Raw genomic sequence first — 26,026 nt, 5'->3', positions numbered from 1 at the left:
CTCAGTCCTGTGCGTGCGAGCTGTTGCAGGATTGTCCCTCGTCGCCGTCTTCGCCGCCCGGGCCGGCAGCCACCGCCGGCACCCGGCCCCAGCGGCTGGCGATCCAGGCCCCCATCAGCAGTGGTGGCGCCAGCACCAGAACCCAGACCTGCCAGGCGACCACTGGCAGGGGATCGGGCCAGTGCCGGCCCGCAGACACCAGCAGGGCACTGATCAGGAACGCCACGGTCCAACCGAGGAGCAACGAGGGAAATTTGGCGGCCGCCAAGGGAGATGATCGAAGTGTTGGTTTATGGTGGTCGATCGGCGTCCACTGGATGTGCGCTTCTAAGGCTTTTCATGAGCACACTCGACAGCATCAACCCCTCCCTCACCCGCTACCGAAGGGACGAGCCGGCTCCGGTGCTGCCCCTGCGCGATGAACCCGATCTGCTCACCTGGCTCGAGAGCACCGGCCGCCTTGTGGCCGATGAGGAAACCGCAGCTCCCGATGTGAGCACGGTGGAAGAGGAGGAACTCTCCGCGCTGATGGGTGAGAAAGAGGAGTACAACCAGGCCGATGAGCAATCGGAAGAGAACTGGGAAGACTGAGTCGCGATCTGAGCCGTTGATCGTGGCCTAAGGTCCGCCCGCACCGCCATAGCGCCACGGCGGCGCCTGGAGTCTTGGTCCGAACAACCCAACCGCAGGCCCCCGCGGCCGCTGCAGGTCCTGCCGATGGTCGCCGCAGCGCGCTGGGGCTGGCCGTGGCCATTCTGCTGGCCTGCCTGCTCTGCGATGGCCTCAGCGGCGCTCCCCAGCTCACCCCTGCCCTGCTCGTGGCGGCCCTGGTGAGCTGGTCACTCTGTCGCTGGGGCGTCCCGCGGCTGCGGGCCCTCAAGCTCGGCCAGGTGATCCGCGAGGAGGGCCCCCAGGGCCACCTCGGCAAGGCCGGCACCCCCACCATGGGCGGTCTGCTGGCGGTGCCGGTGGGGGTGATCGTGGGGGGGCTGGTCGCCCCCGGCGACGACCGCCTGCTGGCGGTCGCGGCGATCACCCTGGCCTACCTGGCCATCGGGGGCATCGACGACTGGCGCAGCCTGACCCGCCAGACCAACACCGGGCTCACCCCCCGGGGCAAGCTGCTGCTGCAGGCCCTGGCCGCCGCCCTGTTCCTGGCCTGGGCCCACTGGCAACAGTGGCTGCGTCCCGATGTCTCCCTGGCCCTGGGCTGGGTGCTGCCCCTGGGCCTGCTGATCCTGCCCCTGGGATTGTTCGTGTTCCTGGCGGAGAGCAATGCCACCAACCTCACCGACGGGCTCGATGGCCTGGCGGCCGGCTGCGGCGCGATCGTGTTCACCGGTTTCGGCGCCCAGCTGATGCTGCGGGGATCCCTGGGGGATCCGCCCCTGGCGGGCTTCTGCGCCGCCATGGCCGGCGCCTGGCTGGGATTCCTGGCCCACAACCGTCACCCGGCCAGGGTGTTCATGGGTGACACCGGCTCCCTGGCTATGGGGGCGGCCCTCAGCGCCGTCGCCCTGCTCAGCGACAGCCTCTGGCCGCTGCTGCTGATGGGAGGAGTGTTCCTGGCGGAATCGCTGTCGGTGATCCTGCAGGTGTGGGTGTTCAAGGCCACCAAGGGCGCCGACGGCCAGGGCCGCCGCCTGTTCCGGATGGCACCGCTGCACCATCACTTCGAGCTGGGGGGACTGCCCGAGTTGACGGTGGTGGTGCGCTTCTGGGCTGCCAGCGCGCTGCTCGTGCTGCTGGGGTTGGTGGTGTTGCCCTGAGCGATTCGGCAGCAGACTTGGAAGGTGACTGAAGCAAGAGGAGTCTGGAGTGGCTTACTTCACCTGGAAGGAACAGGGTCTGACCGCCGACTGCGCCAGCCTCGACGCCATGGCGGCGCGCTTCGAGGAGGCCGCAGAGCTGATGCGGCGCATGGCCAGGGAAGGGTTCAGCCTGGAGCGGCACAGTGACGGGCAGCACATCACCCATCCTGACGCGGGTGTGTTCGAGGCCTACGGGTTCATCAGCGAGGAGCCTCCGGTGCGGCAGCTGGATCTGATCCCTGAAACCTGAGCGCGCGGGGACCCTCAGCGGCGCAGGTAGCCCACCACCCACACGGCCACGAACCCCAGCGAGGAGAGAACGAGATAGATCAGGGCCCATTTCTGAAAGGTGGCGATGTCCTGGCCGAACACCAGGCCAGCGTCGGCATCGCCGGCGGTGGAGAACGCAAACAGAAGGCTCAGCAAGGACGATCGGGCGCGGATCCCTTCTCTAGCAGGCTTTACGGGGGACCAAGATCAGTGGGAGATCTCCCTGAGCCCATGGCCGCCACCCCCTTTCCGCGAACCCTGATGCTGCTGGGCAGCGGTGAACTGGGCAAGGAGGTGGCCATCGCCGCCCAGCGGTTGGGTTGCCGGGTGATCGCGGTCGACCGCTACTCCGGAGCCCCGGCGATGCAGGTGGCCGATCAGGCGGAAGTGATCGCCATGACCGACCCGGAGGCCCTCAAGGCTGTGGTCCGGCGGCACAGCCCCGATCTGGTCATCCCGGAAATCGAGGCCCTGGCGGTGGATGCCCTGGCGGAGATCGAGGCGGAGGGGATCACGGTGATTCCCACGGCCAGAGCCACCGCCGTGACCATGAACCGTGACCGCATCCGCGATCTGGCCGCGGGCAAACTCGGCCTGCGCACGGCCCGATTTGCCTATGCCGAGAGCGCGGCAGAACTGGCCGAAGCGGCGGCGCCCCTGGGCTGGCCTGTGGTGGTCAAGCCGGTGATGAGCTCCTCCGGCAAGGGCCAGAGCGTGGTGCGTTCGGCGGAGGGCCTCGCTGCAGCCTGGCAGGCAGCCCTGGACGGGGCCCGCGGCGCCGGCGCGCGGGTGATCGTGGAGGAGTTTCTGCCCTTCGACCTGGAGATCACCCTGCTCACGGTCAGGCCCTGGTCGGGACCCACCCTGTTCTGCCCTCCGATCGGCCATCTGCAGGAGCGGGGGGACTACCAGTGCAGCTGGCAGCCGGCCGCCCTGGGTGAGGAACAGCTGGCGGCGGCCCAGGCCATGGCCCGTGCGGTCACCGACGAGCTGGGCGGCGCCGGGCTCTTCGGGGTGGAGTTCTTCCTCTGCGGGGAGCCCGGCCAGGAGGAGGTGGTCTTCTCCGAGCTCTCGCCCCGCCCCCACGACACCGGCCTGGTCACGCTGCTGGGGCAGAACCTGAGCGAATTTGAACTGCACCTGCGGGCGGTACTGGGTCTGCCGATCCCGGCCATCCGCTCCAGCAGCGCCGCCGCCAGCCGGGTGATCCTGGCGGATCGGGCCCTCGAGGCCGTGGCCTACACCGGTGTGGCCGAGGCCCTGGCAGAGCCGGACACCCAGGTGCTGCTTTTCGGCAAACCGGATGCCCGCCCCCAGCGGCGCATGGGCGTGGCTGTGGCCACCGGGGCTGACGTGGCCGAGGCGCGGGCCCGGGCCGATCGCGCCGCCGCACGGGTCGCGGTGGTCGCCGCGGGCTGAACTGCGCTGCCCACTGGCCTCGCAGAGGTTTCGGTTTTATGGTGCGCCGATCGGGATCCCCCATGGCCCAGGCCCAGCGTCGCTCCAACCGCCCAGGGACCGCCAAGGTCGATGCTGCCAATGAGGCTGAGCGGGTGGCGGCCACCGTCGTGGAACTCAGCCGCCGCCAGGGGCGTGACGAACCCCGATCCAGGCCCCGCGGCCCGCTCCGGCAGCTCTTCCGCCCCGCCTCCCTGGCGGCCTTCGCCTGCGGCATCGGCCTGGGCTACGGCCTGGCAGGCCCTCTGCCGCAGCTGATCGGTCCAGCCCTGGCGAGTCTGACCCGCTCGGCGCCGACCCTGGGCAAGCTGGTGCCACCACTTCCCATCCACCAGCCCCGCATCCTGATCCTCGGTTCCGACCAGATCAGCGGCAGCACCGATGTGATGGTGGTCGTCGACATCCAGGACGGCACCACCCGCCTCACCCAGGTGCCCCGCGACACCTACATCGAATCCGAACGCTTCGGTGTGCTCAAGGCGAACGCCCTCTACGCCTCCGGTGGAGTGGACGCTGTCAAGGAGGAACTCACCGCCCTGCTCACCACTCCGGTGGACCGCTACTTGATGGTGAATCTGGACGCGGTCCAGAACCTCGCCGAAGCCCTGGGGGGTGTGGAGGTGGATGTGCCCAAGCGGATGTACTACACCGACAGCCGCCAGGGTCTCTACATCGATCTCTACCCCGGGTTGCAGCTGCTCCAAGGCAACGACCTGGAGGGCTTCCTGCGCTTCCGCAATGATGAGCTGGGCGACATCGGCCGGATGGAGCGCCAGCAGCTGGTGATCCGTGAGGTGTTCCACAAGCTGGGCCGGCCCAGCGCGGTGACCCGTTTGCCGGAGCTGCTCCGGATCGCCGGCAACGACATCCGCACCGACCTCTCACCCCTGGAACTGGGGAACCTGCTCAGCAAACTGAGCAGCACCACCCTCAGCACGACGCGGCTGGCGGGCCGGCTCTACTGGCACGACGATCTCAGCTACTGGATGCCGGATCTGAACACCCGCCACGCCGCCTCCCTGGAGCCCGAAGCCAGCGACGCTGACTTTGACCCGTACCCGCCCGACGAGATCCGCTGAAGCCAGCGCTGCACGATCAGGGAGAGCGCAGCTGAGCCGGGGAGATCCCCACCAGGGGAAGGGTCTCATCACCCCAGCCATCGGCAGGCAGCAGCTCAGGAGCATCCGGGCCCGGTGCAGCGGCGGCGCCGGCGGCGAAGGCGCCATTGGTCCAGGCCAGCAACAGGCCGCGCAGGACACCGCCACCCCCAGCCAGCTTGGAGCCCAGGTTGAAGTGGTCCCCGCCCTGAGCCAGCACCAGGCGATGGCCATGGCTACTGCGACCGGCCTCCTTTTGCATCGGCCGGATCGCCTCGGGACCGGGCGGCACCACCCAGTCGCGGGTGCCGCTCACCAGCAGAACCCGGGCGGTCATGTCCCTGCCCGACCCGGTATCGAACAGCAGCGACATCGGCGGGCTCACGGCCACGCCGGCTTTGACCCTCGGATCCACCAGGGCCGCCTGATCGGCCGTGCCGATGAAACTGCACTGCAGCACCCAGCTGATATTGCGCTCCGGATTCAACACTTCGTCGCAACGTTGGTGGAGCTGGGCGTCGCTGGGCACAGCCCCCGCCAGCTGCAGCACGGTGGTGGCTCCCCACGACTGACCGAGCACCACGACGAAGTCGGTGTTCAGCCCGGCGGGAAGGCCCTTGAGCCCCGCAGCGGCACCATCGATCACCGCTGACACATCCAGGGGCCGCAGCCGCAGTTCCTCCGCCCCGGGGGGCGGCACCTTGCCGGAGAGCATGGCCTGCTGCTGACCCTGATCACTGCCGGGGTGGTACGGCAGCAGCACGGTGTAACCGTGACTGGCCAGATGGCTGGCCCATCCCTCGAAGCTCTCCGGGGCGTCCCAGAGCCCATGGGAGATCACCACCAGACGGCCGCTTGCTCCTGTGCTGGGGCTGATCTGCACCACCTGCAGAGGCTTGGGCCGGTGGGGGGCCGGCAGGGCGATCAGCTTCCGCTCCACCGCAAGGGGACCAGGCTGACTGAGGGCGGAACTGACCCCGGCGGGCGGCTGAGCGGCCACCAGACGATCAGCGGGCTCAAGCTGCCTGGCCAGTCGCCGCACCGCCAACAACGCCCGACTCAGATCCACCGAGGCCGTTGTTCCCGGGAGGGCCTTCATCACGCTGAGCATGGTCAGGGGTCCCCGGGCCGCCGCCTTGTCCAGCAGCCGCGAGAGGTCGTTGCCGTCGAACTGGGCCGGAAGCCCGTCGATCCCGCCCAGAGCAGAAACCAGCAGCAGAGCCTGGTTGAGCATCTCCGAGCCTTCCGCCTCGTTCACCACCGCCGGCACCTGCAGCGGCAGCGGCGCATTGAAGAGGTCCACCAGCCGACGGCCGATTGCTCCATTGCTGGCCTGATCCAGCTCGGCCAGGTCACTGGTGCCGCTGAGCAGGCGGGCGGGATTGTCCAGCTCCTCCAGCTTCACGATGAAGCTGGTCTCGAGCAGGGGAAGGCGCAACTCCACCTGCTCGAGAGCCCGTGCCGGAGCGGGGAGCAACGGTGCCGTCCCCAGCAGGCCACAGAGGGAAAGCAACAGCGGAGCAGCAAGACCGGAACGGGGGGGGCGCACAGAAAAGCAGCCGAGTGTCTCCATGATCTCCCCTGCGGAGCGGTGGGAGGGACCCTCAGGCCCCAGCGGGAACAGGAGGATGCTGGGCAAGCACCTGTCTGAGGTAGCGGCCGGTGTGGCTGGTGGAGTGGTCAGCCACCTGCTCGGGAGTTCCCGTCACCACGATCTCGCCGCCCTTGTTGCCACCTTCGGGCCCCAGATCGATCACCCAGTCGGCGCAGCGGATCACATCGAGGTTGTGCTCGATCACCACAATCGAATTGCCCTTGTCCACCAGCCGCTGCATCACATCCATCAGCTTGTGCACGTCGTAGAAGCTGAGGCCGGTGGTGGGCTCGTCGATCAGGTACAGCGTCTTGCCGGTGGCGCGTTTCGACAGTTCCGTGGCCAGCTTCACCCGCTGGGCTTCACCGCCGGAGAGGGTGGGGGCCGGCTGGCCGAGCTTGATGTAGCCCAGACCCACATCCACCAGCGTGCGCAGCCGGTCCGCCGCCTGGGGGATGGCGGAGAACACCTCGGCCGCTTGCTCCACCGTCATCTGCAGGACATCGGCGATGGTGTGGCCCTTGTAGGCCACCTGCAGGGTTTCGCGGTTGTAGCGGGCCCCTTTGCAGACATCACACTGCACATAGACATCCGGCAGGAAGTTCATCTCGATCACGTTCACCCCCTGGCCACTGCAGGCCTCGCAGCGGCCACCCTTGACGTTGAAGCTGAACTGGCCCACCTGGTAGCCACGGGCCTTGGCCTCCACCGTGGCGGCGAACACTTGGCGGATCGGATCGAAGGCCCCGGTGTAGGTGGCTGGATTGGAGCGGGGTGTGCGGCCGATCGGGCTCTGGTCGATCACGATCACCTTGTCGACCGACTGGATGCCGCGCAGTTCCCCCAGACCGGAGGGGAACGGCACCCGCAGGCCGAGCTTGTGCTCCAGCGCTGGATGCAGCAGCTCGTTCACCAGGGTGCTCTTGCCGCTGCCGCTCACGCCGGTGACGGCCACGAGGCGACCGAGGGGGATGTCGACATCGAGGCCCAGCAGGTTGTTGCGGCGGCAGTTGACCAGGGTGAGCTTGCGGCTGCCGGAGGCACGTCGCTCGGGCGGGGTGGGAATCGCGCGGCGACCGCTGAGGTAGGCGCCGGTGAGCGACTCCTGTGCCTCCAGGAGGTTCTGCAGGGAGCCTTCAGCCACGATGTGGCCGCCGTGGACCCCCGCTCCCGGTCCGATGTCGACGAGATGGTCGGCGGCGCGGATCGTGTCCTCGTCGTGTTCCACCACGATCAGGGTGTTGCCCAGATCCCGCAGCTTGAAAAGGGTGTTGAGCAGACGGTCGTTGTCACGCTGGTGCAGGCCGATGCTGGGTTCATCGAGCACGTACAGCACCCCCGTGAGGCCTGCGCCGATCTGGGTGGCCAGGCGGATGCGCTGGGCTTCTCCCCCGGAGAGGGTCATGGCCGGCCGGTCGAGGCTGAGGTAATCGAGGCCCACATCCAGGAGGAAGCGCAGACGCATACGGATCTCCCGCAGCACCAGGTCGCCGATCTGGATCTGTCGCGGGGTGAGCAGGGGCTGGGCACCCTCGGCCACCCCCATCAGGGCCTCGATCCGCTCGAGGGTGTCTGCCACGCTCACGGCGGTGAGCTCATGGATGGCGTAGGGCCCCACCCGCACCGCCAGCGCCTCGGGCCGCAGGCGCAGCCCCTGACAGGTGCCGCAGGGGACCATCTCCAGGTATTGCTCCAGCTTCTGCCGCACCGATTCGCCACTGGCGTCGCGCAACTGACGCTCCAGGATCGGCAGGATCCCTTCGAAGGGTCGCTGATAGACCTGGCTCTTGCGGTACCGGCTGTCGGCCTGGATGGCAATCGGCTCCTCGCTGCCGTGGAGCACCACCTGGCGCTGCGCGTCGGTCAGCTGATTCCAGGGGGTCTTGATTTCGAAGCCGAAGGCCTCGCCCACGCTGTAGAGCAGTGAGAAGTAATAGCTGTTGTCCTTGTCGCTCCAGGGCGCGATCGCCGCGTACACCGGCAACGAGGGGTCGGGCACGACCCGCTCCAGGGTGAACTGGCGCAGGTGGCCGATGCCGTGGCAGTCGGGGCAGGCGCCATAGGGGCTGTTGAAGGAGAACAGCCGGGGAGAGAGCTCCTCCATCACGGCGCCATGCACCGGACAGGCGAAATTCTCGGAATAGAGGCGTTCACGATCGACGCCGTCGGGCAGCTCCTCGCCGGCCTTGGGCACCACCTCCACCAGGGCCAGGCCATCACCCCGTTTGAGGCAGGTGCGCAGGGAATCAGTGAGCCGCTCGCTGATCCCCTCCCGTGCCACCAGGCGATCGACCACCACTTCGATGTTGTGGGCGTGGTTCTTGTCGAGCTCGATGTTGTCGGAGAGCTCACGCACCTCCCCGTTGATGCGCACCCGGGCGAAGCCCTCGGCCACCAGACCGGAGAGCAGCTTGGTGTGGGTTCCCTTCTTGCCCCGCACCACTGGCGCCAGCAGCTGGTAGCGGGTGCCCTCCGGCAGGGTGGCGATTCGATCCACCATCTCGTCAATGCTCTCCGGCCGGATCGAGCGGTTGCACTGGGGGCAGTGGGGCTCACCGGCCCGGCCGAACAGCAGCCTCAGGTAGTCCTGGATCTCGGTGACCGTGCCGACCGTGGAGCGGGGGTTGTGGCTGGTGGACTTCTGATCGATCGAGATGGCCGGGGAGAGCCCCTCGATCGCATCGACGTCGGGCTTGTCCACCTGGCCGAGGAACTGGCGCGCATAGGCGGAGAGGCTCTCCACGTAGCGGCGCTGACCCTCAGCGAAGATCGTGTCGAAAGCCAGGGAGCTCTTGCCGCTGCCGCTCACACCGGTGAACACCACCAACCGGTTGCGCGGCAGGGTGAGATCGACATCGCGCAGGTTGTGCTGCCGCGCTCCGCGCACCCGGATCACATCCTCGAGGCTGCCGCCGCTGAGGAGTGTGCTGGGATCGTTCCCGGAGGCCGTGGCCAGCCCGGACAAGGCCTTCGGGCCGCCTCCATTCGTGGCGGCGGGGCTCTTCGATCCGGAGCCGGATCTTGCGCGGGGCATTCAGCAACCCTGACAGCCTGGAGTCTACGGGCTGCTCCTGCGGCTCAGGAGACCCCCTGCTGCAGCAGGCTGGCCACGTAGCTGCGGGTTTCACCCGAATCGCCTCCGGCGAGTTCGGCCAGCTCCCGCTCCCGCTCGCCGCTGCCCTGCAGAGCCGTCACCCCGGTGCGGGTGCGGCCGGCTTCCACCTGTTTGCTGACCCGGAAGTGGTGCTGTGCCATGGCGGCCACCAGGGGCTGGTGGGTGACGCAGAAGACCTGACGCTGCTCGGCAAGGCGGCGCAGCAGGGCGGCGATGGCGCCACTGACCCTGCCGCTGACGCCGCTGTCGATTTCATCGAAGAGCAGGGTGACCTGGGGATCAGCCGCGGCAAGGCAGGTCTTCAGCGCCAGCAGGAAGCGGCTCATCTCCCCGCCGGAGGCCACCTCCTGCAGGGGGGCCAGCGGCTGGCCGGGGTTGGCGGAGAACAGGAATCCGATCGCATCGGCGCCCTCATCACCGGCGGGGGCAGGCTTGATCGCGACCCCGAAACGCACCTGGGCCAGCCCCAGCGGACGCAGGGTGTCCATCAGTTGCCCCTCCAGTGTGGAGGCGGCGGCACGGCGGCGCTGGGTGAGCCCGGCGCAGGCCTGGTCCCGCTGCAGACGACAACTCTCCTCCTGCTGTTCGAGCTGCCGCAGGGAGGCCTCCACCCCACCGTCATCGAACTGGCGGCGAAGGTCGTCGCGCAGGGCGATCAGAGCCCCCAGCTCCTGACCATGGCGCCGCTCCAGGGCCTTGAGCTGGGCCATCCGCTCCTGCAGTCCCGCCAGGGTTTCAGGATCACTATCCAGGCCGGCGCCGTAGCGATCCAGGCCCGAGGCCAGCTCCTGCAGGAGCTGGGTCGCCTCGGCACAGCGCTCCAGCCAGGGCTGAAGCCCCGGATCGAATCCCAGCAGATGCTGCAACTCCTGCTCGATGGCGGCGAGGTGATCGAAAACCGACGGGGCCCCGTCCAGCCCCTCCACCAACCGCCCCGTCGTGCTCATCACCCCCTCCTGCAGTCGGACGGCGTGGGCCAGCCGGTCCTGCTCCCCCTGCAGCCGCTGCCGCTCGTGAGGATCGTCGAGATGAGCCGCCTCCAGATCCTCCAGCAGCTGAAGCCGCCGTTGCCGGTCGAACTGCTGCTGTTGTTGCTCGGCTCGGGCGGCGTCCAAAGCCCCGGCGGCTGCTTTCCAGGCACGCACGGCCAGGCGAGCCTCCTGCAGGGCCTCGGTGATCGGCTCCCCACCGAAACGATCCAGCCAGCGACGCTGCTGTCCAGGACGCGCCAGCTGCTGGGTCTGCCCCTGCACGGTGAGATCAAGCAGCAGGGGACGCAACTCCAGCAACTGGGAGCGGTTGACGATCACCCCGTTGATGCGGCTGCGGCTGGCGACACGCGCCTCCAGCTGCCGCCACTCGCGGCTGATGATCAGCTCGTTGTCTTCAGGCTCGAGGTCCTGCTGGATCAACCAGGCCAGCGCCGGCTCCGAGAGGGAGAAGCTGGCCTCGATGCGCGCCCGGTCGCAGCCCTGGCGCAACAGCCGCAGGCCCTCGCCCCCCTGGGCACCACCGAGCAGGGCATCAAGAGCATCGAGCAGCAGGGATTTTCCTGCACCGGTCTCACCGGTCAGAACGGTGAATCCCGGCCTGAAACTGAGTTCCAGAGCATCGATCAGGGCGATGTTCTCCAGGCGCAGACCCGTGAGCACGCCGGCCTCCGGTGATTGCCCAGACCGTAGCGGCGGTCTCTTTCGTTTAGAAGAGAAACAGTCGAACGCCCCCTGATGGTCCGCTCGGATCAGGCCACGATCAACGGGGATGTGATTGCGGAGGAACCGATCAGCCAGCCGATGAGCGGTGCGGAAACGTTCCCTGAACAGACTGGCAGCGCCGAGGAGCTGAGCGACTTCATCGAAGCCGCCGGTCTGCTGAGCTACGACCCGCAGACCATCGCGCGGATCTACGCCGGACACCCTCGGCGGCTGCTGCGCCGCGTCTGGCAGACCCTGGTGCCCATCAGTCTGTTTCTGATCGGGGTGGGCTTCGACAAGGTTCTTGGTCTGCTCAGCAACGAGGAGAGGGCGCGGCAGCGGGCACAGGAATGCGCCGAGCTGCTGGCGGCCCTGGGCCCCGCCTTCATCAAAGCCGGCCAGGCCCTCTCCACCCGGCCCGACATCATTCCGCCACTGCTGCTGGAGGAACTCGCCCAGCTGCAGGATCAACTTCCCGGCTTCGACAGCACCCTGGCGATGGCCTGCATCGAGGAGGACCTGGGGGCACCGGTGACCAGCCTGTTCCTGCAGCTGGATCGGGAGCCGATCTCAGCGGCGTCCCTGGGCCAGGTGCACCGGGGGGTACTGCTCAGCGGTGAGGCGGTGGCAGTCAAGGTGCAGCGCCCGGGATTGCGTGAGCAGATCACCCTCGATCTCTACATCGTGCGCCTGATCGCCGCCTGGGTGAACAGGAACGTACGCCTGATCCGCAGCGATCTGGTGGCGCTGATCGATGAGCTCGGCAAACGGGTCTTCGAGGAGATGGACTACCTCAACGAAGCCAGCAACGCCGAACACTTCGCTCGCCTGCACCAGCAGAATCCCCGCATCGCCGTTCCGCGCATCTACCGGGAGGTCACCAGCCGCCGGGTGCTGACCATGGAATGGATCGAAGGGGTGAAGCTCACCAACCTGGAGGCGGTGCGCGCCCTGGGCATCAGCCCCGACGACATGGTGCAGGTGGGGGTGAACTGCAGCCTGCAGCAATTGCTGGAGCATGGCTTCTTCCATGCGGATCCCCATCCGGGCAACCTGCTGGCCCTGCCTGATGGACGGTTGGCCTATCTCGACTTCGGCATGATGAGCGAAGTGACCCGGGAGGCGAGAACAGGTCTGATCAAGGCGGTCGTGCATCTGGTCAACCGCAACTTCAGCTCCCTTTCGCGCGATTTCGTCAGCCTGGGATTTCTCGGGGAAGAGGTGAATCTCGAGCCGATCGTTCCGGCCTTCGAGAGCGTGTTCGGTCAGGCTCTGGAGATGGGCGTCAGCCGCATGGACTTCAAAGCCGTCACCGACGACCTCTCCGGGGTGATGTACAGGTTTCCGTTCCAGGTACCGCCCTACTACGCCCTGATCATCCGGTCCCTGGTGACACTCGAGGGCATTGCCCTGAGCGTGGATCCCGACTTCAAGATCCTGGGAGCCGCCTACCCCTACTTTGCCCGCCGGCTGATGGAAGATCCGGATCCGGCCCTGCGCAGCAGCCTGCGCGAGATGCTCTTCGATGGCGAGGACTTCCGCTGGCAACGGTTGGAAAATCTGATCAGCAGCGCCTCCATGCAGGACCAGCTCGATCTCGAGGGCCTGCTCGATCAGGTGATCGACTTTCTCTTCTCCCCCAAGGGGGGCTTGCTGCGCCAGCAACTCGTCGATGCGCTGGTGGACCGGGTGGATGCGATCGGCTGGCAGGCCTTCCGGCGTCTGGGCAGCCGATTGCCCCGGCGCCTGCAACCACCGGGTCTGCGCAGCCCTGGCCTCGAGGGCGGAGAGGAAGCCCTGCTGAGCCTGGAGCCCGTGCAGCAACTGCTGACCATTCTGCGGGAGCTGCCCGGCTTCGAGCCGCAGTTGCTGCTGAGGCGCCTGCCCCGGCTGCTGAGGGAACCCGACCTGCGCCAGATGGGGGTTCAACTGGCCAGGGGACTGGCTGAGCGCAGCGTGGTGCACCTGTTGCGCGATGTGCTGGTGTCCCCGGAGATACGCCAGACCACCGTTCTCAGTGCCTCCGGAAGCTTCTAGAGTCGATTCATCACCAGGTGCAGCCCTTGGCCCGTCAGCCCAAACTCTTGGCCGTTCTGATTGGGCTCTCACTGAGTGCGGGAACGCCAGCTCTGCAGGCAGCCGAGCAGTTGGTGTTCGTGAGTGGAGCCTTCCGGCGCTCGATTGCTGTGGCGGATCTTGAGCACCTCGCCCAGACGGGCCAGGCTCGCGGGCTGCTGGGGGATGTGCTGCGCTTCAGCGGGCAACAGCCTGAATTCGCGGCCAAGATGCTGAATCAGCAGCTCACCCTGCCCCTGGTGCTCACCAGCCGGCTGCTGTCCACACGGATCGGAGAAGCACTGCTCCAGCGACTGGCGCGGATCGTCTCCCCTCTGCGGGCACCCCAGCAAGGGGTCCAGGCCCTCCGCGGCGCTGTCATCACCGGCCTGGCCAACGGGAACGGCAGCCTCACCGCCACTGGGTTCCTGCAGGCTTACCCGGTGGAGGAACTGGCTGTGGACATTCCGGCCCTGATGGGGTTAATCAGCAAAGCAAGTTCGATCAGCGATCTGGTCCGCTTCTTCTCCGAGTCTCCCCTCGACGGCCTGCGCGGCGACGGGGCCGTGGAACCGCCCAGCACTGATCAACCCAGCACCGTGACCCCAACGCCGCCCACACCGGAGCCTGAGTCGTCCTCCCAGGCTCCGGTGCCAGGCCTCTGAGGCCACTGCAGCGAAGCACCCGCTCAAGCCAGACGCGTAGATTCAGGCCAGCCTGCCCCCTGCCGACGTGCCCCTGCTTTCAGCTCTTCGGCGTCTGGGCCAGCAGCCAACAATGCAGGACTGGCCGGGGCTGATCGAAGCCTACCGACGCTGGCTGCCTGTGAGCGAAGCCACGCCTGTCATCACCCTGCGGGAAGGGGCCACCCCGCTGATCCCGGCCCCCGCAGTGGCCGCCCGGGTGGGTCGTGGCGTCAGAGTCTTCCTCAAGTACGACGGCCTCAACCCCACCGGCAGCTTCAAGGACCGGGGGATGACGATGGCGGTGAGCAAGGCGCGGGAAGCCGGCGCCGAGGCCGTGATCTGCGCCAGCACCGGCAACACCAGTGCGGCGGCCGCCGCCTACGCCCGCCGCGGAGGGATGCGCGCCTTCGTTCTGATTCCCGACGGCTACGTGGCCCAGGGAAAGCTGGCCCAGGCCCTGGTCTATGGAGCCGAGGTGCTGGCGGTGAAGGGAAACTTCGACCGGGCCCTGGCCATCGTGCGCGAGGTGGCCGACGCCTACCCCGTCACCCTGGTGAATTCCCTCAATCCCTACCGCCTGCAGGGGCAGAAAACCGCCGCTTTCGAGGTGATCGATGCCCTCGGAGACGCCCCCGACTGGCTCTGCATCCCGATGGGCAACGCCGGCAACATCAGCGCCTACTGGATGGGTTTCCAGGAGTATCGCCAGGCGGGCCACAGCCGGCGTCTTCCTCGAATGATGGGCTTCCAGGCCAGTGGCTCGGCGCCGCTGGTGCTGGGCCACACAGTGGAGCAGCCCGACACGATCGCCACCGCAATCCGGATCGGCAATCCGGCCAATCGAGAGAAGGCCCTTACCGTGCGCGAGCAAAGCGGCGGGGCCTTCCACGCCGTCACCGACCAGGACATTCTCGAGGCCTACCAGTTGCTCGGCCGTGAGGAGGGGGTGTTCTGCGAACCGGCCAGCGCCGCCTCGGTGGCTGGCTTGCTGCAGCAGGCGAATCACGTGCCGGAAGGAGCCACCGTGGTGTGTGTGCTCACAGGGAACGGTCTGAAGGATCCGAACACCGCCATCGACAACTGCGATGGTGCCTTCCATGCCGGTCTGGCCGCTGATGTGGATGTGGTGGCCAAGGTGATGGGCTTCTGAGCCCATAGGGATTGTTCCGGGACCGTTGCGGATCGCAACGGAGATGGAGTGTCAATAGCCAAAGCGTCCACGGGAAAACCGGGCCACGGAGGTGGAGAACCTGGGACATCACGTGTGCGCTCCAGCGCCAGAGTTTTCCCCAGGCCAGGGAAAGAGTGGAAAACAGGATCTGCAGCACGTTTTCGGCTGCACTTTCCTCAGCGCTGATCAATGAAAACTCTTTCCAGAAGAGGGCTCTCACACTTTTCCGCGCTTTCCCCAGGCCCTACGGCTACGGATTGGATTTCTCTTCTTCTGATTCAATCCGAATCCAGTAACAGGATGGGGGAAAGGGCGGAGAGACATCAGTTGTCGGTGCCTGGTCCTCGTTGCGCTTCCGTCAGCGGTGTGGAAGCGTGGTGGGGCCCTTGGCGGGCTTTTGTTTCAGGAGTGGTGTTCCCATGAAGCTGGTCTGCTCTCAGGCGGAACTGAGCGCCAGCCTTCAGCTGGTCAGCCGTGCCGTGGCCTCACGCCCCACCCATCCGGTGCTGGCCAACGTTCTGCTCACCGCCGATGCCGGCACGGGCCGCCTCAGCCTCACCGGCTTCGACCTCAGCCTCGGCATCCAGACCAGCCTTCCCGCCTCCGTGGAGACCAGCGGCACGATCACCCTGCCTTCGCGCCTGTTCGGGGAGATCGTGGCGCGACTCTCCAGTGAAAGCCCGATCAGCCTCAGCTGCGAGGAAGGCCAGGAGCAGGTGGAGCTCACCAGTCGCTCCGGCAGCTACCAGATGCGTGGCCTCTCCGCCGAAGACTTTCCGGATCTGCCGCTGGTCCAGACCGGAACTCCCCTCCGCCTGCAACCCCAAGCCCTGGTGAAGGGTTTGCGGGCCACCCTGTTCGCCAGCAGCGGAGATGAGGCCAAGCAGCTGCTTACCGGCGTGCACCTCGGCCTGGCGGATCAGGGTCTGGAGTGCGCCGCCACCGACGGACACCGTCTCTCGGTGCTCCGCCTCGATGAGGCCGTCTCCGGCGTGGAGGACCCCAGCGGCTCCTTTGCAGTCACCGTGCCGGCCCGCTCCCTGCGCGAACTGGAGCGGCTGCTCTCCTCCTCCAGTTCCGACGACCCGGTGAGCCTCTACTGCGACCGTGGTCAGGTGGTGTTCCTCTGGGCCGACCAGGTGCTCACCAGCCGCAGCCTGGATGGCACCTACCCCAACTACCGCCAGCTGATCCCCGAGGGATTCACCAGAACCATCGAGCTCGATCGCCGCGGGTTCATCCAGTCGCTGGAGCGGGTGGCGGTGCTGGCCGATCAACACAACAACGTCGTCAAGCTCAGCAGTGACCCCGGCAACGGCCAGCTGCACATCAGTGCCGATGCCCAGGATGTGGGCAGCGGCTCCGAGGACCTGCCGGCGGTGATCAGCGGCGAACCGATCGAGATCGCCTTCAACGTGCGCTACATGCTCGATGGGCTGAAGGTGATGACGCCCGATCGGGTGGAGCTGCGCTGCAATGCCCCCACCACTCCGGCGGTTCTCACCTCGCCTCAGGATCCGACCTTCACCTACCTGGTGATGCCGGTTCAGATCCGCAGCTGAGGCCGTGACCCTTCCCGAGCAACTGCTGCTCAGTGATCTTCTCCGGCGGCGGGTGCGCTGTGATCAGGGCCTAGACCATGGCCCTGGGCTGCAGGGGTGGATGCACCCCCCCGTGCACCGCCTGCTGGGCTGGTCCAGCAAGCCTTCGGCCTTCGGGTCCCGCCGGTTGGTCTGGCGGTTGAATCAGCTGCGCGGTTTCAGTGAGCAGGAAGCCCTGGTGCTGGGCGAACCGGCTGAAACCGACCCCGCCACCCTCGAGCGTCTGCCCACCCTGTTCGACGCCGCCCTGCTGGGGTCCGACAACGGTGTGCTCGGTGTGATCGCCGACGCCAACGTGGACTTGCGCAGCGGTCGGATCCTCGACTATCTCGTCTCCCGCAGCGATCCCCGCCTGCCGGGCAGCAGCCGTTGGCTGCTTTCGCCCGAGCGCATCGTTGATCAGCAGCCGGGGCAGGTGATGACCGGCCTGCAGGGGCTCGATGATCTGCCTCTGGCCCGAGCCAGCGTGCGCCAGGAATTCCTGCGGCGCTCCCGCCGCTGGCGGGAGCAGTTTGAAGAGGTGGGGGGCCGCTTTGAGGAGCGCCTGGAGGGCTGGCTGGAGGAGCCACCCTGGCCGGGACCCCAGCCGGAGGAGCGCATGGAGCGCCGCGCCGGATCCGACCTGAGCGAGCCGGACGAGGAGTCGGACGATCCGGACGGCTGGGGAGAGCCCTTGCGCGACGATCAATCCCCGGCCGCCCGTCGTTCAGGCCCCGGCCGCCCCAGGCCCCTGGAGCCCGAGCCGCTCGACCCCGAGGATCCCTGGATCTGAGCTGAGGATCTCCGGGAAGACGGCTAATCCCGTCCCGACAGCCGCCGAGCCGCCGATGCCAGCTTCCGCCGCAGTCGTTGGCGCAACCCCAGGGCCGCGGCGGGAGCGTCGCTGGGATAACTGGCGGCCAGTTTCTGGTAGTAGTCCTGCGGAAGGCAGTTCTGGATCACCAGATGCACGAAAGGGTCGTAGCGGATCTCGGCACGGCTCACCCGCTCCAGCACGCTGTGCACCTGGGTCCACCCTCAGAGAAACTGAGACACTGTCGCATCGGCTCGCCGTGGTGAAATCCCCGCCGGACCCTTCATCGTTTTCACTGCCCGGGGCCCTGCGCCAGGAGGGCCTGACCCAGGCCGACTACGAGGAGATCCGTCGCCGGCTCGGCCGTGATCCCAACCGGGCCGAACTGGGCATGTTCGGGGTGATGTGGTCGGAGCACTGCTGCTACCGCAACTCCAGGCCGCTGCTGCAGGGCTTCCCCACCAGCGGCCCCCGCATCCTGGTGGGCCCGGGCGAAAACGCCGGAGTGGTGGATCTGGGCGAGGGGCAGCGACTGGCCTTCAAGATCGAAAGCCACAATCACCCTTCGGCGGTGGAGCCGTTCCAGGGGGCGGCCACCGGGGTGGGCGGCATCCTGCGCGACATCTTCACCATGGGAGCCCGGCCGATCGCCCTGCTCAACGCCCTCCGCTTCGGGCCGCTCGAGGACGAGCGCAACGTGGGCCTGATGGAAGGTGTTGTGGCGGGCATTGCCCACTACGGGAACTGTGTGGGGGTGCCCACCGTGGGTGGGGAGGTGGCCTTCGACCCCAGCTATTCGGGCAACCCCCTGGTCAATGCCATGGCCCTGGGGCTGATGGAGACCGAGGAGATCGTCTGCTCCGGGGCTGTGGGGGTAGGCAATCCCGTGATGTACGTGGGCAGCACCACCGGCCGCGACGGGATGGGCGGCGCCAGCTTCGCCTCAGCGGAGCTGAGCGCTGCCTCACTGGATGACCGCCCGGCGGTGCAGGTGGGGGATCCCTTCCTGGAGAAGGGGCTGATTGAGGCCTGCCTCGAGGCCTTCCAGAGTGGAGACGTGCTCGCGGCCCAGGACATGGGGGCCGCGGGCCTCACCTGCAGCTGCTCTGAGATGGCCGCCAAGGGGGGGCTGGGCATCGAGCTTGACCTTGATCGGGTTCCTGCCCGCGAGAGCGGCATGTCGGCCTATGAGTTCCTGCTCAGCGAGTCGCAGGAGCGGATGTTGTTTGTGGTCAGGCCCGGCAGCGAGGAGGCCCTGATGGCCAGCTTCCGCCGCTGGGGCCTGCAGGCCGCGGTGGTGGGTCGTGTGCTGGCCGACAACGTTGTGCGGGTGCTGAGGGAGGGCGTGGTCGCGGCCGAAGTTCCCGCCAGTGCCCTGGCCGATGACACCCCGATCAACCGGCACGAGCTGCTCAGCGAGCCACCCGCCGCCATCCAGGCGCACTGGCGCTGGAGCGAGACCGACCTCCCCGTCGCTGCCGCAGAGGGGATCACGCCCGCGAGCGGTCCCCTGGCCGGCCAGCCCCTCAGCTGGAGTGACGTGCTGCTCCGCCTGCTTGATGACCCCACCATCGCCAGCAAGCGCTGGGTCTACCGCCAGTACGACCATCAGGTGCAGGCCAACACCGTGGTCCCTCCCGGCGGTGCCGATGCGGCGGTCGTGCGCCTGCGGCCCCAGCAGGGTGAGGGCACCCTGGCCGCGGCCAGCCGTGGCGTGGCCGCCTCCGTCGACTGCCCCAACCGCTGGGTGGCCCTCGATCCGGAGCGGGGGGCCGCAGCGGCGGTGGCCGAAGCCGCCCGCAACCTCAGCTGCGTCGGGGCCGAACCCCTGGCGGTGACCGACAACCTCAACTTCCCCTCCCCGGACACCCCCACCGGCTACTGGCAACTGGCCATGGCCTGTCGCGGATTGTCGGAAGCCTGCCGAGTGCTCGACACCCCTGTCACCGGCGGCAACGTCTCGCTCTACAACGAAACCCGACGGCCCGACGGCAGCCTGCAGCCGATCCATCCCACCCCCGTTGTGGGCATGGTGGGGCTCGTCCACGACCTCGATCAGGTCACCGGCCTGGGCTGGCAGGCTCCGGGTGATCGCCTCTGGCTGCTGGGGATGCCGCTGGCCGGGAGCGCCGAAGATGGGCGGCTTGGTCTGGCCGCCTCCAGCTACCTGGAGAGCGTCCATGGTCTGGCAACGGGCCGGCCTCCCCTGACGGACCTGAGCCTGGAGCGGGCGGTGCAAGCCCTGCTTCGCCAGGGGATCGCTGCGGGCCTGGTGGCCTCAGCCCACGATCTCAGCGACGGGGGACTGGCGGTGGCGGCTGCCGAGGCCTGCATCGCCTCCGGCCTGGGGGCCATCGTTGAGCTGCCCTCCGGCGCTGGTCGTCTGGATCGCCTGCTGTTCGCCGAAGGGGGTGCCCGGGTGCTGATCTCCCTCAAGCCAGAGCAGGAGCAGGCCTGGCAGGAACTGCTGGCTACGTTGCCACCGCTGGGGCCGGCACCGCTGGCCACGCCGATCGGTCGGGTCGCTGAGCCAGCCGCCCCCCTCAGCTTCGTTCAGAACGGCACCAGCCTGGTCTCCCTGGCGGTGGAGGAGCTGCGGACCAGCTATGAGGACGCGCTGCCGCGCCGCCTGGCCGCAACGGGCTGAGGCACAATGCGAAGGTAAAGGAAAGGTGAACGGGCCTGTGGCAAGCGCGCACCCCACGCCGGAACGGCCCGACCGGATGGAGGAGGCCTGCGGGGTCTTCGCCGTCTACGCCCCTGGTCAGCAGGTGGCCAACCTCACCTACTTCGGTCTGTACGCCTTGCAGCACAGGGGTCAGGAGTCTGCAGGCATCGCGGTGTTCAACGGCGCCAAGGTGAGGCTGCACAAGGACATGGGCCTCGTGAGCCAGGTCTTTGATCAGGACGTGCTCGAGCGCATGCCCGGCGATCTTGCCGTGGGCCACAACCGCTATTCCACCACCGGTAGCAGTCGGGTCTGCAACGCCCAGCCGGTGGTGCTGATGACCCGCCTCGGTCCTTTTGCCCTGGCCCACAACGGCAATCTCGTCAATGTGGAGGATCTGCGTCAGTCGGTGCAGGCCAGTGAGATCCAGTTCACCTCCACCACCGATTCCGAGCTGATTGCCTTCGCCCTCCAACACGCCGTCGATGGGGGGCTGGGCTGGGAGGAGGCGATTCGCGATGCCGCCGGCCGTTGTCGTGGGGCCTTCAGCCTGGCGATCGGCACTCCCGATGGTCTCTTCGCCCTGCGCGACGGCCACGGGGTCCGGCCGCTGGTGTTCGGCCACATCGGCGACAAGCACCAGGGCCAGTGGGTGGTGAGCAGTGAAACCTGCGGGCTCGACATCATCGGCGCCGCCTATGACGGCGATGTGGGTCCCGGCGAGCTGATCCGCTTCAGCGCCGGTGATCCGTTGCCGGCCCGCCAGCGCTGGTGCGAGGAGCCCACCAAGCTCTGTGTGTTCGAGATGATCTACTTCGCCCGACCCGACAGCCGTTTCTTCGGTGAATCGCTCTACAGCTACCGCCACCGCATCGGGGAGGTGCTGGCGCGGGAAACGGCCGTCGCGGCCGACATCGTGATCGGCGTTCCCGATTCCGGCATTCCCGCCGCCATCGGTTTTTCCAAGGCCAGTGGCATTCCCTTTGCCGATGGCCTGATCAAGAACCGCTATGTGGGCCGCACCTTCATTCAACCCACCCAGGCGATGCGGGAGGCGGGCATTCGCGTCAAGCTCAACCCTCTGCCGGATGTGCTGGCGGGCAAGCGGGTGGTGGTGATCGACGACTCGATCGTGCGTGGCACCACCAGCCGCAAGCTGGTGCTGGCCCTGCGCGAGGCCGGCGCCACGGAAGTGCACATGCGCATCAGCTCACCCCCGGTCACCCACCCCTGCTTCTACGGCATCGACACCGACAACCAGGACCAGCTGATCGCTGCCCGGCTCAATCTGGCCGAGATCAGCGACCATCTCGGCGTCGATTCCCTCGCCTACCTCAGCCAGGAGGGCATGCTCGAGGCCGCCCACGACCAGGCCTCCCATTTCTGCACGGCCTGCTTCGATGGCAACTACCCGATCGAGATGGATGACGCGGTGCGCTCCAGCAAGTTGATGCTCGAACCAACGGGTCTGGCGGCCCGGGTCTGAGCCTTGCCCCCTCAGCTGAGCAAGGGCACCAGCTCCACAACGGTTTCAGCCGTTGAACAGGGCCAGAGTGGATCCTTGGGGTCCTGCTCGCCGGTGCTCAGCTCCAGACTCTCGACTGCCAGGCGCAGGCTGCGGCCTGTGGAGAACCTCAGGGCCACGATCGAGGTTCCTCCCGCCTGAAGATCCACCAGTTCATCCTGCCGCTGACTGAAGCGCAGACCGATCTGACCCAGGTCGCCACGCTCGCAGCGGCGCAGGCTCTTCACCGCGAGCCGCCTGAGCTGGCCCAGGCGGCTGACCAGGAGCACATCGGCCCCTGGATCGACGCAGGCAGCGCCCACAACGCTTTCGCCAGGGAGCAGGCGCAACAACATCGGACCCTGGGCGGCCTTGCCCATCAGCGGCAGGCTGGAGTCGTTGACCGCCAGCCTGAGCAGTCGACCGGTGGTGCTGGCCACCACCAGGTCCTGCTCGTCCGCGCAGGGGACGACCCGGCTCAGCCGCACGCCCTCCTTGAGTTTGAGCACCGTGGCGGCCCGGCCGGAGAGTTCGCGGAAGGTGTCGATCGGCAGGCGTTTGAAGCGGCCATCGCTGCTGAGCAGGCCCAGGGTTCCACCGCTTTGCTCCGGCATGGGCAGCAACTGCACCACCGGATCGCCCACCAGGCTTTCGGGCAGGAACTTCTCCAGCGATCCGGGCTGCTGGGCAGCGAACTCCCAGCGCAGCAGGGCCACCCGTCCACTGGCGCTGAAGGCCAGCAACGCGGGCTTCTGGGCCACGGGCAGGATCAGGCGTGCCGGTGCTGGATGCTCCCCCAGGGGTGCCGCCTCATCCAGGTGCAGCCGCCCCAGCATCTGGGGTGCCACGATCCGCACCACGCCGTCGGCCTGGATCAGCAGCCGTCCATCTCCGGGCAGGGCGTCGAGGGCCTGCTGGCGCTGCAGTTCGGTGTTGGGGCGCACCGCTGCCGCCCGCTGGGCCACCAGCTCGTCGCCACCGGCCACCAGCCGGGTGCGGCGGGGGGTGGCAAAGCGCTTCTTGAGGGTCTTGAGTTCAGCCACCATGGCGTTGAGCAGGGCCTGGCGATCGTCGAGCAGGTGGCGGAGCCGTTCCCGCTCCTTCACCAGGTCCACCGACTCCTGGCGCAGTCCGTCCTGCTCCAGGCTGGTCAATCGGCGCAGGGGCATCGCCAGCACGGCATCGGCCTGGCGCTCGCTCAGATCGAAATGCACCTGCAGGCTGGCCTTGGCGCTGGCGGCATCACTGGCGGCCTGGATCCGCTCGATCACCTCTGCCAGGGCTTCGAGTGCCCGGATCAGTCCCTCCACCACCTCCAGCCGGTCCTCGGTACGGCGCAGGGCATGGCTGATGCGGCGGATCAGGGTGTGTTCCCGGTATTCCAGGAAGTGGCTCAGCATCCGGCGCAGGCTGAGCTGCTGGGGCTGGCCGTTGACCAGGGCCAGCAGGATGGCCCCGAAATTGCTCTGCAAGGAGGTACGCCGTTGCAGGTCGGCGAGCACCTTGTCGGCGTCGGCATCCCGGCGCAGCTCGATCACCACCCGCATCCCTTCCCGGTCGCTCTCGTCGCGGATGTCGGCGATGCCGCCGATCTTGCCGTCGTTCACCTGCTCGGCGAGCTTCTCGATCCAGCCCGCCTTGCTCAGCTGATAGGGCAACTCGGTGATCACCACGGCACTGCGCCGGTGCCGACCCTTGCCGGGTTGCACCTCCTCGATGTGGGCGATGCCGCGCATCGGAATGCTGCCGCGGCCCTGCAGGTAGGTGTCGCGCACGCCGCTGCCCACCAGCACCTCCCCCCCGGTGGGGAAGTCGGGTCCGGGCACGAGCTCCAGCAGCTTCTCGTCGCTCAGCTCAGGCTTGCGGATCAGGGCGATCAGGGCTTCCACCACCTCGCCGAGATTGTGGGGAGGGATGCTGGTGGCCATGCCCACGGCGATGCCTGAGCAGCCGTTCAGCAGCAGGAACGGCAACTGGGCGGGCAGCACGGTGGGCTCCTGCTGGGAGCCATCGAAGTTGGAGGCGAAATCGACCGTGTCGTTTCCGATCTCATCGAGCAGCGCCTGGTGGGCGATCGGCGCCAACCTGGTTTCTGTGTAGCGCATGGCGGCCGGTGGATCGTCATCGACCGAACCGAAGTTGCCGTGACCATCCAGCAGGGGATGGCGGCTGGCGAAGGTCTGGACCAGCCGCACCAGGGCGTCATAGACCGCCTGGTCGCCGTGGGGGTGGTACTTGCCCAGCACATCCCCCACCACCCGGGCGCACTTGCGATAGGGCCGGTCCGGGGTCAGGCCCAGTTCATGCATCGCGAACAGGATGCGCCGCTGCACCGGCTTGAGGCCATCGCGCACATCGGGCAGGGCGCGGCCCACGATCACGCTCATGGCGTACTCGAGGTACGACCGTTGCATCTCCTGATGCAGGGCGATCGGCTGGACGCGCTCCTCGGCCATCCGGTTCTGAGGTCTGAGGGCTGAAGGCGCTCAGCCTACAGATCCCGTCTGGGGTGGCCCAATCCCACGGCCGGCTTCACTCCTCTTCGGAGCCGTCATCCCTGGAGTCTTCACCCTCGCTGCTGCCGGTGGCATTGGCATTGGCACGGTCGGTGGCGGCTTTGATCGCCGGGTTCTCGAGCAGCAGGCGGGTGCTGTCGCGCAGCCGTGGTCCCCAGAGTTGTTCCTTCTGGTAGGCCTCGAGCACATAGTTGGGCTCGATTGCCAGAGCCTCACTGGCCATCTGCAGCGCTTCCTGCTGGTCGGCGGGCCTGGCATTCAGGGCCGCCGCCAGGGCCAGCATGGGTTCGGCGGCCTTGGGGTTGATCTCCAGGGCCCGACGCCAACGGCGGATGGCGTCGTCGTTACGCCCGAGCTCATAGAGCACCAGTCCCTGGTTGTTGATCGCCTCCCAGAAATCCCGGCGCAGCCCTGAGGCCCTCTCGAACGACCTCAGGGCTGCCTGGGGATCGTTCAGGAGCAGGCGAGCGTTGCCCAGATCGAAGTGAGCACCTGGATTCTTGCCGTCGATGCTCAGTCCGGTTTCCAGCAGACCCACCGCCTGGCCCGGCTGACCGTCCCGCAGGGCCAGGGAGCCTTCCGCGAACCAGATGCCGGGATTGCGGGGATCGAGTTCTTTGGCCCGCGCCAGGGACTTGCCGGCGGCCTTGATCTCGTTGCTGCGCAGCTGAGCTTCCGCCAGCAGCACCCAGCCGCGGGGGTCGTTCGGCAACAGCTGCACCGTCAGGGCGGCCAGCCGGGCCGCGTCATCAGCCTGTCCAAGCCGAAGCAGGCGAGTGGCCGCCTGGGCGATGCCCAGCCCCGCCGCCTCCAGTTCCTCACCCTTGGGGACGTACACATAGGGCACCAGGGCGCGCGCCGATGGGGCAGAGCCGATCACCAGGGCCATGGCCAGAGGAGCCGTCGCCAGACGTTTGAACCAGCGCGGAGCCATTCCAGCCTTCGATCTGGAGTGCAGCCTAAGTGCCAGCTTCAGGGGTTCGTCTCCGCCTGGGCTGAGCGCAGATTGCGTCGCCACATCCAGGGCTTGATCCGCCGCAGGGCGGAGCCTCGTAGCCGTTGGTCCCAGTCGGCATCGCTCCAGCCCAGGGCCTCCTCGGCGTGCAGGTTCAGCATCCAGTCCCTGGGCTGCAGGTCGGGATCGTCCGAGCTGGGAATCGTCTGCTGGTTCCAGGGGCAGACGTCCTGGCAGATGTCGCAACCGGCCACCCAGGGACCCATGGCGGCAGCCATCTCCGCGGGCAGCGTTTCGTCCCTGTTCTCGATGGTGTGATAAGCCAGACAGCGGCGGGCATCGACCACAAAGGGCTCGCTGATGGCGCCGGTGGGGCAGGCGTCGAGGCAGCGGCTGCAGCGGCCGCAGAGTGGTTCCGCCGGTGCATCGCCGGGGAGATCGGCCGTGGTGAGCAGGTGACCGATCAACATCCATGAACCCCGCCTGGGGTGGATCAGATTGCCGTTTTTTCCGATCCAGCCGAGACCGGCCTGCTCGGCCCAGGCCTTGTCCAGCAGGGGAGCGCTGTCGACGCAGGCCCGCCAGCCCACGCCGGGGCAGCGGGCTTCGAGCCAGCGCCCCAGCCGGCGCAGGCGCCCATCGATCACCCGGTGGTAGTCCCTGCCCCAGCCATAGCGGGCGACCGCCAGGCTCCCTGGGGCCCGTCCTGTGGCGACGTGATAGTTCAGGCCCACTGCCAGCAGGCTGCGTACCCCTGGCAACAGGGTGGTGACATCGCGGCGGCGGGGGTCGGCCATCCAGGCCATGCCGGCCTGATGACCGGCCTCCAGCCAGCGCTCCAGCGCCGCATTCCGCAGGGGCAGCCGCCCATCCCCGGGCAGAGCGGCCAGGCCCACCGGCTCGAATCCCAGGTCCCTGGCCTGATCCTTGAGCGCCGCGGCCAGCTCCTGAAGCAGGACGCCCGAGCCAGCCATGGCGGCCGGTCGATGGGGATGGCCTGATCTCACCCGTACAGTTGCCCCTGATCGCCATCCTGCT

At 67.8% G+C, this 26,026-nt stretch carries 21 protein-coding genes; 12 read left to right on the top strand and 9 right to left on the bottom strand.

Going from position 1 to position 26,026, the window contains the following annotated elements:
• Position 1: 1 nt before the first annotated feature.
• Complete coding sequence (locus KQ297_RS08380; RefSeq protein WP_259739014.1) at positions 2–244, bottom strand: hypothetical protein; 243 nt, start codon at positions 242–244, stop codon at positions 2–4.
• 95 nt (positions 245–339) lie between these two features.
• On the opposite strand from KQ297_RS08380, the gene KQ297_RS08375 reads away from it, so the two are divergent.
• From KQ297_RS08375 to KQ297_RS08365, 3 genes are all read left to right on the top strand, one after another.
• Positions 340–591 (top strand): DUF3134 domain-containing protein, encoded by a 252-nt coding sequence (locus tag KQ297_RS08375; RefSeq protein WP_185464797.1) that lies wholly within the window; start codon positions 340–342, stop codon positions 589–591.
• Between the two features lie 74 nt (positions 592–665).
• Complete coding sequence (mraY, locus tag KQ297_RS08370) at positions 666–1,769, top strand: phospho-N-acetylmuramoyl-pentapeptide-transferase (protein WP_259739013.1); 1,104 nt, start codon at positions 666–668, stop codon at positions 1,767–1,769.
• Between the two features lie 49 nt (positions 1,770–1,818).
• Entirely contained in the window at positions 1,819–2,061 is a 243-nt protein-coding gene (locus KQ297_RS08365; protein ID WP_259739012.1) for a hypothetical protein, read from the top strand.
• Between the two features lie 14 nt (positions 2,062–2,075).
• Here KQ297_RS08365 and KQ297_RS08360 read toward each other — a convergent pair whose 3' ends face one another.
• Positions 2,076–2,237: a hypothetical protein gene (locus tag KQ297_RS08360; RefSeq protein ID WP_006172711.1), complete on the bottom strand. Its 162-nt coding sequence runs from the start codon at positions 2,235–2,237 to the stop codon at positions 2,076–2,078.
• Between the two features lie 75 nt (positions 2,238–2,312).
• Here KQ297_RS08360 and purT point away from each other — a divergent pair, with 75 nt between their 5' ends.
• Together purT and KQ297_RS08350 are read left to right on the top strand one after the other, a co-directional pair.
• Positions 2,313–3,500, top strand: a complete 1,188-nt coding sequence (gene purT / locus KQ297_RS08355) for a formate-dependent phosphoribosylglycinamide formyltransferase (protein ID WP_259739011.1) — start codon at positions 2,313–2,315, stop codon at positions 3,498–3,500.
• Between the two features lie 62 nt (positions 3,501–3,562).
• A complete protein-coding gene (locus tag KQ297_RS08350; protein ID WP_259739010.1) occupies positions 3,563–4,618 on the top strand; it encodes an LCP family protein in 1,056 nt (351 codons plus the stop codon).
• Positions 4,619–4,634: 16 nt separating this feature from the next.
• On the opposite strand, the gene KQ297_RS08345 is transcribed toward KQ297_RS08350, so the two are convergent.
• The 3 genes from KQ297_RS08345 to recN form a co-directional block, all read right to left on the bottom strand.
• Entirely contained in the window at positions 4,635–6,275 is a 1,641-nt protein-coding gene (locus tag KQ297_RS08345; protein ID WP_259739009.1) for a dienelactone hydrolase, read from the bottom strand.
• Complete coding sequence (gene uvrA, locus KQ297_RS08340; RefSeq protein WP_399251485.1) at positions 6,241–9,195, bottom strand: excinuclease ABC subunit UvrA; 2,955 nt, start codon at positions 9,193–9,195, stop codon at positions 6,241–6,243. Before uvrA ends, KQ297_RS08345 begins: the two co-directional genes overlap by 35 nt.
• Positions 9,196–9,308: 113 nt before the next feature.
• Complete coding sequence (gene recN, locus KQ297_RS08335) at positions 9,309–10,997, bottom strand: DNA repair protein RecN (protein ID WP_259739007.1); 1,689 nt, start codon at positions 10,995–10,997, stop codon at positions 9,309–9,311.
• 141 nt (positions 10,998–11,138) lie between these two features.
• Between recN and KQ297_RS08330 the strand changes: the two genes are divergently transcribed.
• The 5 genes from KQ297_RS08330 (at position 11,139) to KQ297_RS08310 (ending at position 17,324) form a co-directional block, all read left to right on the top strand.
• Positions 11,139–13,076, top strand: coding sequence for an AarF/ABC1/UbiB kinase family protein (locus tag KQ297_RS08330; RefSeq protein ID WP_259739031.1), 1,938 nt, complete (start codon positions 11,139–11,141; stop codon positions 13,074–13,076).
• Positions 13,077–13,123: 47 nt separating this feature from the next.
• On the top strand, positions 13,124–13,759 hold the full coding sequence (locus KQ297_RS08325) for an alpha/beta hydrolase (protein WP_311133992.1): 636 nt from the start codon (positions 13,124–13,126) through the stop codon (positions 13,757–13,759).
• Between the two features lie 112 nt (positions 13,760–13,871).
• Positions 13,872–14,930 carry a threonine synthase gene (gene thrC / locus KQ297_RS08320; protein ID WP_259739030.1) on the top strand — a complete coding sequence of 353 codons (1,059 nt, stop codon included), beginning with the start codon at positions 13,872–13,874 and terminating at the stop codon, positions 14,928–14,930.
• A 440-nt stretch (positions 14,931–15,370) separates the two neighbouring features.
• Entirely contained in the window at positions 15,371–16,513 is a 1,143-nt protein-coding gene (gene dnaN, locus KQ297_RS08315) for a DNA polymerase III subunit beta (RefSeq protein ID WP_259739005.1), read from the top strand.
• A 4-nt stretch (positions 16,514–16,517) separates the two neighbouring features.
• Entirely contained in the window at positions 16,518–17,324 is an 807-nt protein-coding gene (locus KQ297_RS08310) for an RNA methyltransferase (protein ID WP_259739004.1), read from the top strand.
• A gap of 23 nt (positions 17,325–17,347) precedes the next feature.
• On the opposite strand, the gene KQ297_RS08305 is transcribed toward KQ297_RS08310, so the two are convergent.
• Entirely contained in the window at positions 17,348–17,557 is a 210-nt protein-coding gene (locus KQ297_RS08305) for a hypothetical protein (RefSeq protein ID WP_259739003.1), read from the bottom strand.
• An 83-nt stretch (positions 17,558–17,640) separates the two neighbouring features.
• On the opposite strand from KQ297_RS08305, the gene purL reads away from it, so the two are divergent.
• Positions 17,641–19,992, top strand: a complete 2,352-nt coding sequence (gene purL / locus KQ297_RS08300) for a phosphoribosylformylglycinamidine synthase subunit PurL (protein WP_311133993.1) — start codon at positions 17,641–17,643, stop codon at positions 19,990–19,992.
• Between the two features lie 76 nt (positions 19,993–20,068).
• Entirely contained in the window at positions 20,069–21,499 is a 1,431-nt protein-coding gene (gene purF, locus KQ297_RS08295) for an amidophosphoribosyltransferase (RefSeq protein WP_221629833.1), read from the top strand.
• An 11-nt stretch (positions 21,500–21,510) separates the two neighbouring features.
• On the opposite strand, the gene KQ297_RS08290 is transcribed toward purF, so the two are convergent.
• From KQ297_RS08290 to queG, 3 genes are all read right to left on the bottom strand, one after another.
• Positions 21,511–23,973 (bottom strand): DNA topoisomerase (ATP-hydrolyzing) subunit A, encoded by a 2,463-nt coding sequence (locus tag KQ297_RS08290; protein ID WP_259739002.1) that lies wholly within the window; start codon positions 23,971–23,973, stop codon positions 21,511–21,513.
• A gap of 76 nt (positions 23,974–24,049) precedes the next feature.
• Entirely contained in the window at positions 24,050–24,967 is a 918-nt protein-coding gene (locus KQ297_RS08285; protein ID WP_259739001.1) for a tetratricopeptide repeat protein, read from the bottom strand.
• A gap of 38 nt (positions 24,968–25,005) precedes the next feature.
• Positions 25,006–25,962, bottom strand: a complete 957-nt coding sequence (gene queG, locus KQ297_RS08280) for a tRNA epoxyqueuosine(34) reductase QueG (RefSeq protein WP_259739000.1) — start codon at positions 25,960–25,962, stop codon at positions 25,006–25,008.
• Positions 25,963–26,026: the final 64 nt, after the last annotated feature.

It is taken from the genome of Synechococcus sp. CS-205 (assembly GCF_025128255.1).
Taxonomy (GTDB): Bacteria; Cyanobacteriota; Cyanobacteriia; order PCC-6307; family Cyanobiaceae; genus Regnicoccus_A.
Note: the sequence above shows the minus strand (reverse complement) of the source record. Positions and strands in the feature narration are given on the sequence as shown.